The 12,991-nt window shown below is 41.0% G+C and carries 8 protein-coding genes; 1 reads left to right on the forward strand and 7 read right to left on the reverse strand.

Annotated features, from left to right (window positions below):
- Nucleotides 1–197: 197 nt before the first annotated feature.
- Nucleotides 198–833, reverse strand: a complete 636-nt coding sequence (locus B5G52_RS15875) for a hypothetical protein (RefSeq protein ID WP_087533629.1) — start codon at nt 831–833, stop codon at nt 198–200.
- A gap of 87 nt (nt 834–920) precedes the next feature.
- Nucleotides 921–2,252 carry a hypothetical protein gene (locus tag B5G52_RS15880; protein WP_087533630.1) on the reverse strand — a complete coding sequence of 444 codons (1,332 nt, stop codon included), beginning with the start codon at nt 2,250–2,252 and terminating at the stop codon, nt 921–923.
- A gap of 361 nt (nt 2,253–2,613) precedes the next feature.
- Here B5G52_RS15880 and B5G52_RS15885 point away from each other — a divergent pair, with 361 nt between their 5' ends.
- Nucleotides 2,614–3,576, forward strand: coding sequence for an integron integrase (locus tag B5G52_RS15885; RefSeq protein ID WP_087533631.1), 963 nt, complete (start codon nt 2,614–2,616; stop codon nt 3,574–3,576).
- Between the two features lie 49 nt (nt 3,577–3,625).
- Here B5G52_RS15885 and B5G52_RS15890 read toward each other — a convergent pair whose 3' ends face one another.
- The 5 genes from B5G52_RS15890 to B5G52_RS15910 all read right to left on the reverse strand — a co-directional run bounded on the left by B5G52_RS15890 (nt 3,626) and on the right by B5G52_RS15910 (nt 12,922).
- Complete coding sequence (locus B5G52_RS15890; RefSeq protein WP_087533632.1) at nt 3,626–6,031, reverse strand: glycoside hydrolase family 15 protein; 2,406 nt, start codon at nt 6,029–6,031, stop codon at nt 3,626–3,628.
- 44 nt (nt 6,032–6,075) lie between these two features.
- Nucleotides 6,076–7,563: an MFS transporter gene (locus B5G52_RS15895; protein WP_087533633.1), complete on the reverse strand. Its 1,488-nt coding sequence runs from the start codon at nt 7,561–7,563 to the stop codon at nt 6,076–6,078.
- Nucleotides 7,553–9,448 (reverse strand): alpha-amylase family protein, encoded by a 1,896-nt coding sequence (locus B5G52_RS15900; RefSeq protein WP_087533634.1) that lies wholly within the window; start codon nt 9,446–9,448, stop codon nt 7,553–7,555. Before B5G52_RS15900 ends, B5G52_RS15895 begins: the two co-directional genes overlap by 11 nt.
- A 116-nt stretch (nt 9,449–9,564) precedes the next feature.
- Entirely contained in the window at nt 9,565–11,421 is a 1,857-nt protein-coding gene (locus B5G52_RS15905; RefSeq protein WP_087533635.1) for a glycoside hydrolase family 13 protein, read from the reverse strand.
- Nucleotide 11,422: 1 nt separating this feature from the next.
- A complete protein-coding gene (locus B5G52_RS15910; protein WP_087533636.1) occupies nt 11,423–12,922 on the reverse strand; it encodes a tryptophan halogenase family protein in 1,500 nt (499 codons plus the stop codon).
- Nucleotides 12,923–12,991: the final 69 nt, after the last annotated feature.

Consider the following 12,991-nt stretch of genomic DNA (forward strand, 5'->3'; position numbering starts at 1 on the left):
CGGCGGGGAATAAACCCGAAGAGATTTAAATACATTGCATGAAGACTATCGTTGTAAACACCTCTCGAAAATCTGACTTTAGATTGGCAATAAGCCATCTGTGCTAAAGTAGATAAAGGACCTTTATAAATTAATGGTTCCCAATTTTTCAGTGCATAATTTATTCTACAACTTGTTCTATGGTGCCCTAAATTAGATCAAAAACTCTCTGTAACCTCTGAAGCGGGCCCTACTTGACAACAAATGAGTGTGATTAAATAGACAATAGCAAGCTTGAACACTTTTCTTGTTTCATCACTGTAAGGCTGATCTTCTTTAATAAATTGCATTTCATTTAACATGGTCTCCAAAGAATAATTAAACTCACCGGCTTCTGTCTCAGGAAATACAATATTATCTTTTCCGTTCATTACGTTATGTATCAGCTTAGTAAAACTTTTAAGCGTTTTATTTCGTTGTTTTAATTCTTCAATATCAATGTTAATTTGCTTTTCAGGATGCTTAACAACATCTTTCCAAACCTCACTAAGAACACCTTGAGACTTCAATCTAATTCTTGGCTCGTCTGAAGGAAAGCCCATCTTAATGTAATGCATGATCACTTCTTCAGGTGAAGCTAATAGATCTTCACTAAATAACCGTTGTGATAAGCGAACAATCCTATCTCGTTTTTCAAAATCTGAAGTTTGTAGTATCTCGAGTAAAGTCATTGGTGATATACACCAATCTCTGTTCTTTAACAGTTGGAGCTTTTTAGTCTCAACAGCACCATCTTCGGATAAGTGTTCTTTTAGGTAATTAACTGCTGACGTTTCAAAGTACCAATATTCCACGAGACCTCCAGAGTCACTTAACGCCGCAATAAGCGGACTAAAATTGAGGGTTATACTGTGTAGCGAAGCGGAACGTAACCCACTGTTTTAGTTCCGTTCAATTGCCTTGTTAGCAATCTTAGTCCAAAGTGAACCAAGTAAATCATTTGACCATTCATAGATATATGAATCATCATCAAGTGCTTTTAATACTATAGACTCCAAATCACAGCAATTATTTTGATACTGTTTTACACATGATATATGAAAAATTTCCATTGAAGGAATTGCTAAGCCATTTCCATGGTTAAAGTAGTCATCAAATTCACCCTCCATAACAGAAACAACAGAGGGAGGTTGGTATATATTAGTTTCAGATATGTCTTTAAATTCTTCTAAGTAAAACTTAGCTTTTTTATACGAAGTTAAAAGTTCCAAGGCGGCACTAATATGAAGTAAATAAATTGCGGTATTTAAGCCAGCCCAACTTATGCCAACTTTATCTAAGCTTTCTTCAAGCGCTTCTATTAAATCAGATTGGAACTCACCTTTGTTAGAGGATAAAACGACACACAAACAAATTAACTGAGGGGCACAGCCAAGGATGAATTCATCGTAATCTCTAGACAACCCAAATGACGGTGTAATCATTGGCATATAGGCATTGTTACGCTGCCACTCAACTAGCATTGATGACCAATGGTCTGATTTATCATTATCTTCACTCACCCCACAAAGCATCGAGCAAAGTATAGGAACATGCCATTGACTGCCAAGGTATGAATCTAAAATTGTATTCGTAAATTCATGCTTAGAGTCATCCGTTATCAATTGAATAAAATCGGGAAACAAATCTGAATCAGTTCTACTCATTCGTATATATGATGAAATAACTTCCTCTTTCGATAATCCAAGTTCTACTGAGTGCATTAGCAATTCTGAGTAAGTTACTTTATTGGACCAAAGTTTTGATGAAAGCAATTGGTGTAGAGATAAATAATCAACATCGTTTTTAACTCTTGAATGCTGGTTAAGGACATCTTTAATTAGATCATTAGCGCTATCACTACCGACCAAATATATACGGTAATTATTTCTCCCGTATTGGGCTTCTAAATTCCTTGGTCGACTTGAGTGCACACCACCTTGAGCTACAACATGAAAGAAGAAAAGAGGTTTTTCAAATGCTCTATTTTCTTGTGCATATACTTTTAATGGATTATTTGTCATTCCGTTAGTGGCTTTACTTTCAACTTCAAAAATAAATAAAGGAAATCGATTGCCCTTTTTGGAAAACCACGCAACGTCCACTGCTGGAGATTCACCATATATTGCTTCATCTACAGGGAACTCTTCCTCCACATGATAACCAAGGACACGACCTAAATGCACAATCCCCTCAATTAACTCTTTCCCTAATACTAGTTTATGGTCTGCCATGAGGGTTCAAAATTCTCCTGATTGCTAACAGCGTATTACCAAGAATACCGATAAGCACTCGCGAGTTTTTACCCCATTCTACGTAAATACACTTTAAAATTTATAATAATATTATTAACTTACTAATTTATGGGGAAGATAGCAACAAAAACTAGCCACTATCAAAGCGAGAATTTACTTAATCGAGAACCTATATTTTTATTAAATGAGAACAACCTAAGTAAAAATATTTAAGATCAATCACTTAATGTTATTAAAAAAGTAAAGCGAGAATTCTGATCAGGTATATACCGAGAATTTTAGTTGCAAAATCCTTGCAATGAATTATAACTGTATAAATAAACAGTATCTGGAATTTACTATGAGTTCACCTTATTTAGAAATGATCAGATCAGAATTGCGTACTAGACGCTATAGTATTCAAACTGAGAAAGTGTATCTCTATTGGATAAAGTACTTTATTTTGTTTAATGACAAAAAGCACCCTGATGACATGGGAAACCATAACATCGAACGGTTTTTGAATAATTTGGCAGTTAACAAACAAGTAAGTGCTGCAACGCAAAATCAAGCGCTATGTGCAATTATGTTTTTATATCGTTACATTGTTAAGCGTGAGATTAAAGGGTTATCTTATTCATTCACAAAGCGGGAGAAAGCATTGCCAACGGTGTTAACTCACGAAGAAGCATTAACTATAATTAACAAATTATCTGGCAAATACCGTTTAATCGCGTCAATACTTTATGGCTGCGGGCTAAGAATAAACGAAGCGTTAAAACTACGCGTAAAAGACCTAAACCTTGAAAATAACACATTATTTATTTTTCGCGGTAAAGGTAAGAAAGACCGCTACACTCTATTACCTAAATCATTAAATAATGATTTAAATAATCAAATTGAGTACGTTAAAAATACACACAGCAATGATTTAGCACAAGGCTACGGTTTAACATCATTACCTCCTGCACTATTAAGAAAATATGGTAATGCCGCTAAAGATTTTTCATGGCAGTATCTATTTCCCTCATCTACTCGATGCGTGCACCCTTACGACGGTTATATTTGCCGTCACCACCTTCATGAAACTTCTTTTAGGAAGCAGCTTAGAAAAGCGGTACTAGCAGCGAAACTAACTAAAAGTGTTAAAGCGCATACATTTAGGCATACATTTGCAACACAATTATTGGTCAATGGCTGCGATATTCGCACAGTACAAGAGCTATTAGGCCATACAGATTTAAAAACAACAGAGCTTTATACCCATGTAATTGGCAGTCGGTTTAGCAATACAATGAGCCCGATTGATAAAGCCTTAACGTAAAAAACCACGGCTGTTAACCGTGGTTTTTAGTATTACTGATCAAACAAACTTACTTTAGTGCTTTTTCAACTACTGGGTAGTGATCCCATACGTGTTTGTCGCTTAATGAGCGAACCAGTTTAACGTATTCTGCGTGTGTCCACGCAAGTGGTGTGGCAGAGTTAGTGCCCTCGCCAAGTTGGTAGCCTGCTTTGTTGTTGCCTACGCCATCCCATACTTGCTCAGGTAGCATCATGCCTTCGTTGGCAAACTGCTCTAACCCTTTCACATAAGTGTTTTTAATCGCTTGTTGCTTGTCTGCGTTTAACGATTGCGTGGCATTTGCTGCGGCAATTTCGTAATGGCCGCGCTCACCAGTAAAAAACGGCCAAACACGACCGCGTTGACCTGGAGTATTCTGCCCACCTTCGGCGTAGTTTGTGCCAGTTATTTCATCTTCGCCGTAACCGTCGTTACCATAACGGCGAAAACCTGGGAATGAGCCACTGCCATCATTAAAGTTAAAGCTGTACTTAACTTGTAAGTTATCGGCTAAGGTTTCATCGTCATACTCAGGTAGGGTTTTTACAATACTTGGGGCAAGTGCATCGCGCACACCGTAGCGTACTAGCTCTAAAAAACCACCGTCTAAAACTTGTTTTTTGTTAAAACCTTCACGACCATTATTAGCATTAATTTTAGTGTTTGAATTAGCGTCTTTATCTTGGCCAATACGAATAAAATACTCACCGTCTGAATTGCTTGATTCTAAATTACCTTTGGTGGTGAACATCATGCTTTCTATGTCGCTATTGTATTTTTTAGCAGTTTCAAGGTAACGCTCTGCGTTTTGCTCATCACCTGCAAGTTTAGCTATATCAGCGGCGGTAATTAAACCTGCTACAACAGCAGCGGTTGTTGAAGGTGAATAACCTTCTTGCTCTTCCCAGCGCTCTTGTTGTGTGGCTGGCGGCGTGATTTGCATGTCGTTCCACAAGATTTTAGCGCGGCCACCGTCAACTAAAAAGTCAGCAGCGGGTTTTAACATTCGGGCGTACCAATCAGTTAGCTCTGCATCTGTTAACACATTGGCTTGGTGCAGTTTCCATGCAAGCATAATAGGCATGGCTGTTTGGTCAAGCTGTACCCCCACCCATTCAAGTTCACCGTCAACATGTGTTTTTTGTAAAAACCAGCCTGTGTCGCCATTGTTGCCCGGGGTATTGGCGTTTACTTGTACTTTTTCGAGGTATTCGAATGCGGTTTTAGCTGTGGCGGTATCACCCATTGCCATGAACGCCATGGCTACTTGGTAAAAGTCACGTACCCATACCGCTTTATAACCGGTTGAACCCGTTTTGGCTGATACTGTTTCGCCCCACGGGTTTGATAACGACGCAATAAGCGCGCCGGCATGGGTTTTATCTTCTTGCGCTTTTAACACCATGGCACTGGTATAAAGAAGTTTACCGTTATCAGCTGTTTGCGCTTTCATGCTGTTAAGCGGCGCAAGACTTTGTAAATAATCTTGCCAGCCTAATGCCTCGCCTTTGCCGTTGAAGTTATCAAGTACGTGTTGATAGCCACGAGCTAAACTGGCTTGACCTTCTTTAAAGCTTGCTTGCTCATTGTTACCAAAGCTTAGGGTTAAATCAAATTGGCTATTTTTGCCAATCTCACCCAGTTCGGCCAGTAAGCTCACATTACCCGATTGCTCACCGGTATTGGTATAAACGTTATTTAGTTGCTGTGAGGTTTTAAGATCATTTAGCCCATCACTCTTGCCTGTAAAACCAACACTGGTTTGTTTAAACGGTTTTGCGCCTTGCAGTGATAAGTAACTATCGCCCTGCCAAGCAAACAAGCCTTGCTCCGTTGTTTTTGCAAAGTCATCAAGGCCGTTGTTATCAATATATGGGTTAACACTTACATAAGCTTTTACGCCATCAAGCTTAGTATTAAAAATACTGCGAACAAATAAAGTTTGGCCGTCTGGGTCGGTAAATATGTGTTTTTCAAGGCTAAAGCGGCCTTGCTTGTCACTGCTGGTTACTTTGTAAGCCAGTGACAATGGGCGTCCTTGCGCATCTTTATATAAATAGTCTACGGTTACATCAAGGTCGTCTGCTTCTGTTACGGTAAAGTCTTTACCGATAACCACAAACTGCATGTCTTTAATTTGCGCTTGGTGAATAAGCCCAAACATGGTTTCGGTGATCATGCCTTTAGCAATCGAAAACCATACTTTTGATACTGTGCCTGTTGCTGCATTATCGCTATATGCACCGTTTTGGTATTGCTCAAATGACGTGCCAATACCGGTTTTACCTGAGTATGCCCAAAATGGCTCTGCGCCAGGCGCACCCGGTGCTGATAATTGTGAAGTGTCGTGTGTATCTGTTTTTGCTTGTTCTGTGGTGCAAGCTGTTAAACCGAGCATAAATAGACTTGTGGTGATGATGTTGTATTTTTTCATTTTTTACCCTTAATTCTTTCTCTTAGTAATTGTGCGTGCAAACGTTACTGTGTGTGCTTAACACGCAGTACAGCAACAGCCGCCAATACAAATGACACTGCGCCCAGCACTAATGCATAAATAGGTTGGTTCTCAAAGAAGTGACGTAAAATGAGGCCTAACACGCTAGCTGCCAGTAATTGTGGGATCACAATGAAGAAGTTAAAAATTCCCATGTACACGCCCATTTTATGGCTCGGTACTGAGGTACTTAACATGGCATACGGCAGTGATAAAATAGACGCCCACGCAAAACCAATGCCTACCATTGGCCAAATAAGTAACGTTGGATCTTTGATGACAATAAAGCTAACTAACCCTAGTGCCCCTAATACTAAGTTAATTGCATGCGCGAGCTTTAAACCCACACGCTTTACGATGACCGGGATACATAACGCGGCAATTGCGGCAAAACCGTTGTAAGCTGCAAACAAAATACCGACCCAATCAGCGCCGTTATTGTACGCCGCAGAGCTGGTATCACTGCTACCGTAATGAAAACTGGTCACCGCTGACGTGGTGTAAATCCACATTGCAAACAGTGCAAACCAACTAAAAAACTGCACCCAGGCGAGTTGCCTCATCGCCTCTGGCATAGTGAATACGTCATTTACTACTTGGTAAAAGCCGCCTTTTGTTGCTTGCTTTGCTTTAAGTGCACCTGCAATAAATTGAATAACCCCAAAGCTCACTAAGCCACCAGCAAGTAGGTAAAGCTCTTTTTCAAGATTTAGTCCTGTTACAAGCCCAAGCACAGCTAAACCTAATACAGTAAAAATAATTCCGCCTTTATTAAAATTAACGGTATTACTTATAGTTTCTGGCTCATCAATGCTGTCTTGCTCGTTAAATTTAGCCAGCTGCTCAGGTGAATATTCTTTGGTGGTTAGAATCGTCCAACCAACCGCAATTAATAAAATGACTCCGCCAAAGTAAAATGAATACTTCACAGAATCTGGAATTTGCCCCAGTGGTGCAGTATTGGCAATATCAAACCAATTGGTCATCATCCACGGTAATGCTGATGCCACAACTGCGCCAACACCAATAAAAAAGCTTTGCATGGCATAGCCTGTTGCTCGCTGTTTTTTCGGGAGGTTATCACCCACTAGAGCACGAAATGGTTCCATGGTTACGTTGATTGAAGCATCCATGATCCACAGCATACCTGCCGCTATCCATAATGTAGGAGAGTTGGGCATGATGAATAACGAAAGCGTTGTTAAAATAGCGCCGTATAAAAAGAACGGACGACGACGCCCTAGTTTGCCCCAAGTTTTATCGCTCCAATACCCTATGATCGGCTGCACAATCAAGCCTGTTAACGGCGCTGCCACCCATAAAATAGGAATGTCATCAACGTTTGCACCCAATGTTTGAAATATTCGGCTCACGTTACCGTTTTGCAGCGCAAAGCCAAATTGAATACCTAAAAAGCCAAAGCACATATTCCATATTTGCCAAAAGCTTAAATCGGGTTTGTTATCTCTCATCATGTGCTCCAGTGGTTAATACTGCACTGCTAAGCGCATTTAAAGTTAAGCTGATTTGTGCGTGTTGTTCGGTGATAGTGATTACTGCTGCTTGATTTGCTTCCAGTAAATCCAATAACTTAAACTCGCCACGTTTATCATCAACTAAGGTAGCCATTGGAATTTCAATGGTGACGATTGTTTGTACGCTCGAAAAGTTACTCACAACCCACAGTTGCTGCTTGCCGATACTGCGGCTAAACGCAGCAACTTGATCATTCCCTGTAACAGTAAGTGGTAGCATGTCACCGGCCACAATTGCTGGGTGCTTACTCAGTGTCATCACTGATTTATAATATTCACGTAATTGGCTTTGCTCAGTAGTTAACGCACCACCGTCAAATTTGCCATCATTCATCCATGCTTGATGCGCTGGCACGCCAATATAATCAAAAATACTGGTACGGGTTGGTTTACCAAAGCCTGCATCTTCAGAGCCGTCTTCACCTACATCTTGACCAAAATATAACAGTGTCGGAGCGCGGCTAATAAGGTTTGATACCACCAACGCAGGCTTGCCTTTGTCAGCACTGCCAGCAAAGTCAGGGCTTGCTATACGTTGCTCGTCATGATTCTCTAAAAAGTGCAGCATGTGTTGTTCGATGTCTGCAACGGCTTGCTGTGGTGCAAAAATGCTGTTGGCAGCTTGCTTGCCTTGCATAACGCCTTTAAGCGTGTCGTAAAAGCCTACTTTGTCGTAGAGGTAATCCATCTTCCCTTGATGAATATAAGGGCGGTATAAAGTTGGGTTGTATACTTCGGCTAACAAAAATGCATCTGGGTTGTGCATTTTAATCGACGAGTTTAAGAAGCTCCAAAACTCCACTGGTACCATTTCAGCCATATCATAGCGAAAGCCATCTACGCCTTTATCGAGCCAGTACAGCGCAATATCTCTAAATTTGTACCAGCTGTTAGGTAAGTCTTTGTCTTGCCAAAACTCAAAGTGGGCACGTAAATCTTTATTGGCATAATCGCTTGGTAAAGTAGGAAAGTCATAACTGCCGTCAGGTTTTACCCCATAGTTAACTTTAACTGTTTCGTACCAGTCGTTTATATCTGGTTTAGCAGCACGCGCGCCGTTACCTGTCCACTTTGCGGGTGTTTCATCAAATAGGTTATCGGCTAATGGATGCGCGTTACCACCAAGTACTTGGTAGCCTTCGCTGGTTGGCACTTGAAACGACTGCCCGGTTACATAATAAAAGTTATTATCGCGAGCATACTCTACGCTGGTGTCATCTTGTTCACCAAAGTCTTTTACGCCAGCAGGTTTTGCGGTTGACTTATAATGACGTGCAACATGATTTGGCACGATATCAATAACCACTTTCATACCGTGTTGATGGGTACGCTCTATCAGTGCTGAAAATTCTTCTAATCGACGTTCTGGGTTAATCGCTAAGTCTGGATTTACGTCGTAATAATCTTTTATCGCATAGGGTGAGCCTGCACGCCCTTTTACAACATCTGGATCATCTTGGCTAATTCCATATTGGCTATAATCGCCAACCAATGCGTGGTGTAAAACGCCGGTGTACCAAATGTGAGTTGTGCCAAGCTCTTTAATACCCGCTAAAGCAGCATCATTAAAGTCACTAAATGTGCCCACACCGTTTTGCTCTTTTGTACCCCATGGCACATTGGCCGTTTGCGTATTACCAAACAGGCGGGTAAACACTTGGTATACCACTGGCTTTGAATGTTCACTAAAGTGCTGCTTTGCAACTTGTTGCTCATTTGCTTTAGGCTCAGGTTTCTCAGAGCAAGCAGTTAAAAGTACACTGCTAGCTAAAAGCAACGAGCCGTACTTAATTGAGCGAATTGTGGTTTTGTTTGTTGTCATAATCTTCTTACTTATCCAGACGGTTTAACAAGATGTAATTAAACCGTCATTTTTATTATAGCTATGATACTAATGTGAACTGCCGCTGACTGACAGTATTTGCATACGTATTCACGCTATTCAATCACCAATACCACGGCGCTCATTGCAGGTAAGGTGAGCGGTTTGGTTAGTTTCACTTTTTGCTTGTTGAATAAGGCTGTCGCACTTTTATGGTTGCCTATAACTTCACGCATGTAATCTAACGACCAGGTTTTAGCTGTGGTATTTTTATTTAAAAACACCAACACAGTTTGTTGTTCACTAATACGGGCGTAGCTATACACCCCCTCTTTTGGGCTAAAGTGTGTCAGCTTTCCTTTTGCAATCGCGGGGCTGTTTTTTCTAAAGTTAAGCAGTGTTGCTATGGTTTGCTGCATATCAACTTGATCGCTGTTTAAGCCTTGGCCTGTAAACGCGTTTGTTTTTTGTCCTGCAAAGCCACCGGGGAAATCAATACGTATATCACCATGATCGTTACTGCCCGTGTTATCTAATAGTACCTCGGTACCATAATACATTTGCGCAATCCCCCGCGTGGTAAGCAGCATGGTCATCGCCATTTTGGTTTTTGCTAGGTCTTGTTTAAGCTCAGTATAAACGCGGCTCATATCGTGGTTATCTGCAAACACGAGTAAGTTATCTGGGTTTGGGTATAAAAAATCATTCGCCAGAGATTCATACACTTTGACCCAACCGGTATTCCAGCTTTCATCTTCATTAAGTGCTTGAATAAGTGACTCTTGTAAAGAGAAATCCATTACACTTGGCAAGCTTGACGTATAGCCATCGCTATTTATTTTTCCAGCTTGCCAGTATGAAGCAATCGCAGGGTTTGAAGTCCACTCTTCGCCCACAATATTAAATGCAGGGTACTCAGTCATAATCGCTTTGGTCCAATCGGCTAAAAATGCCTTATCTGAATATGAGTAAGTATCAACGCGAATACCGCTTAAATCGGCGTATTCTATCCACCAAATCGCATTTTGGATAAGATAAGTAGCTAATAAAGGCTGGCGCTGATTGAGATCTGGCATGGTTGAGACAAACCAGCCATCATTAAACTGGCGTTTATCAAACTCACTGGCATGCGGGTCTTGGATTGTTTGCCGCGCGTGGCTTGTGGCATTTTTACCGTTAGCAAAATCACCGTTAAAGTTAATCCAGTCAGCGGTGGGTTTATCTTTCATCCACACATGCTCTGAGCCAAAATGATTCAGTACTAAGTCCATCACCAAGCCGATGCCGTGTTGCTTCGCAATAGAGGATAATTCACGGTAAAGTTCATTCGAGCCCATACGTGGGTCTATGTTGTAAAAGTCAGTAATAGCATAGCCATGATACGAATAACTTGGCATGTTGTTTTCAAGTGGTGGAGTCAGCCATAACTGCGTGACGCCTAATTCATCTAAGTAGGGTAATGCATTGATAATACCTTGAATATCGCCACCATGACGCCCGCCTCGCTCACTTGGGTTAACGTCTTCTTTCATCCCAGTAACTGTGTCGTTGCTGCTATCGCCATTGGCAAATCTGTCTGGGTTAATTAAATAAATAGTATCGCCACCATCAAAGCCTTGGCGCTTAGCGCTTTGCTTATCGCGTGCAAGTAATGGGTATTCAAACTGCTCACCCATTTGGTTTTTAAAGAGTAACGTGCCCGGCTTGGCACTTGGGCTAATATCAAGGTTTATAAATGCGTAATTAGCGTTATCGGTTTTGGTAATATTTTTAAGCTTTACGCCTGAGTATGGCACGAGTTGCCATTGCTGTTTTGCAACCTCAATTTCATGCAGCATAATTTGCAATGAGCTGTTTTGCATGCCTACCCACCAATTTTGTGGTGATATTGTCATTGCATTAGCTGTTAACGCTGTGGCTAAACAAGTCGTCAATAACGAGCCAGCTAAAAGTGTGTGAATGAGTTTTTTCATTTTAATTGCTTTTCATCCTGTGCAGAAATTCATTGTGGGTCGGCAATTGGTTTACTGTGCCGTCAATTAACGTTTTTAAATTTGTAAATAGCTCGGCTAATTGTTCGTCGTTGAGGGCATTGGCTAAAGGGTGAAAATCTTCGGCTTCAAGCCCTTGTCCTATCATGACTTGTTGCCACGCAACTTCGGCAAACAGCTCGTCGTCTTGGCGTACAATTTTGCCTGTTGCTTTAAATAAATCGATTTTCTTTTGCAGAGTGTCTGGAATACTCATTTGCTTACATTGGCGCCAAAATGCACTGTCGCTACGTTCGGTTAATTTGTAATGCAAAATGATAAAATCTCGTATGCGCTCAATTTCAGTTTGGCTTTGTTGATTGAAGGTATCAATCAAGGTTTCATCAATTCCGTTATGCGGGAAAAGTTTAATTAACCGAATAGCTGCCGTTTGGATTAAATGAATACTGGTTGATTCTAATGGTTCTAAAAAGCCACTTGATAAACCCACAGAGACCACATTTTTATGCCACTGTTTGCGACGGCGTCCCGTTTTAAAACGAATAACTCTCGGCTCAGTGATAGGCTCGCCGGGTAGATTATCTAATAGCTGTTGTCTAGCTTGTTCATCCGTCATATGGCGGCTTGAAAACACCAAGCCATTACCAACACGATACTGAAGTGGTATTTGCCACTGCCAACCTGCATCATGCGCAATAGAGCGAGTGTAAGGAACGGGATCTACTGCGCTTTTAGTTTGTACTGCAATTGCGCTATCACACGCTAACCAATGCGACCAATCTTCAAAGCCAGTATTGAGGGTTTGCTCAATCAACAAGGCACGTAACCCAGTACAATCAATAAATAAGTCACCGGATATTGACTGCCCATCATCAAGCGCTAAGGCGCGAACAAAACCACTTTCTTCACATTGTTTAACGTGTGCTATTTTACCTTCAATGCGTTTAACGCCGCGCGAAATTGTAAGCTCTTTTAAAAATTCGCCATATAGGGTGGCATCAAAATGGTAGCCGTAATTTAAGCCAGTGAGTTGCGTATTTGGTATATGCCTTAAGTGAGCAAACTTATGCTGTTTGGCAGCTTGGTAATTGAGGGAGAAATCCCAAAAATCTGACGCTGTACCTTGCTGCTTTGCTCTTAACCAAAAATGATAAAATTCACAAAACGGAAAGTCTTTGCCAATATCGCCAAAGGCGTGCATGTATTTATGATTTTGCTTTTGCCAATTTTCAAACTCAATCCCCAATTTAATCGTCGCTTGGGTGGCTTTTATAAACTCGTTCTCTGGTATACCCAGTGCCGCATTAAGATGAAGGATCGGCGGAATACTCGCCTCGCCTACGCCTACAGTGCCTATTTGTTCTGACTCAACAAGGGTAATGTTAACAACCTTGCCGAGCACTTTATTAAGTAGCGCCGCGGTTATCCATCCAGCCGTGCCACCGCCCGCTATTACCACGTTTTTTATTTTTTTATTCTGCATAGCACCTGCTCCACTTGCGTTTACATAAGTGTAGTCGATATAAAAAAGCCCTTGTAAAACAATTCACAA

Source organism: Pseudoalteromonas sp. A601 (assembly GCF_002165575.1).
In the GTDB taxonomy this organism is placed as follows: Bacteria; Pseudomonadota; Gammaproteobacteria; order Enterobacterales; family Alteromonadaceae; genus Pseudoalteromonas.

Coding starts and splice junctions, on each gene's coding strand:
- B5G52_RS15895 (WP_087533633.1), bottom strand. CDS start 7,563: ATGAGAGATAACAAACCCGATTTAAGCTTTTGGCAAATATGGAATATG.
- B5G52_RS15880 (WP_087533630.1), bottom strand. CDS start 2,252: ATGGCAGACCATAAACTAGTATTAGGGAAAGAGTTAATTGAGGGGATT.
- B5G52_RS15900 (WP_087533634.1), bottom strand. CDS start 9,448: ATGACAACAAACAAAACCACAATTCGCTCAATTAAGTACGGCTCGTTG.
- B5G52_RS15890 (WP_087533632.1), bottom strand. CDS start 6,031: ATGAAAAAATACAACATCATCACCACAAGTCTATTTATGCTCGGTTTA.
- B5G52_RS15910 (WP_087533636.1), bottom strand. CDS start 12,922: ATGCAGAATAAAAAAATAAAAAACGTGGTAATAGCGGGCGGTGGCACG.
- B5G52_RS15905 (WP_087533635.1), bottom strand. CDS start 11,421: ATGAAAAAACTCATTCACACACTTTTAGCTGGCTCGTTATTGACGACT.
- B5G52_RS15885 (WP_087533631.1), top strand. CDS start 2,614: ATGAGTTCACCTTATTTAGAAATGATCAGATCAGAATTGCGTACTAGA.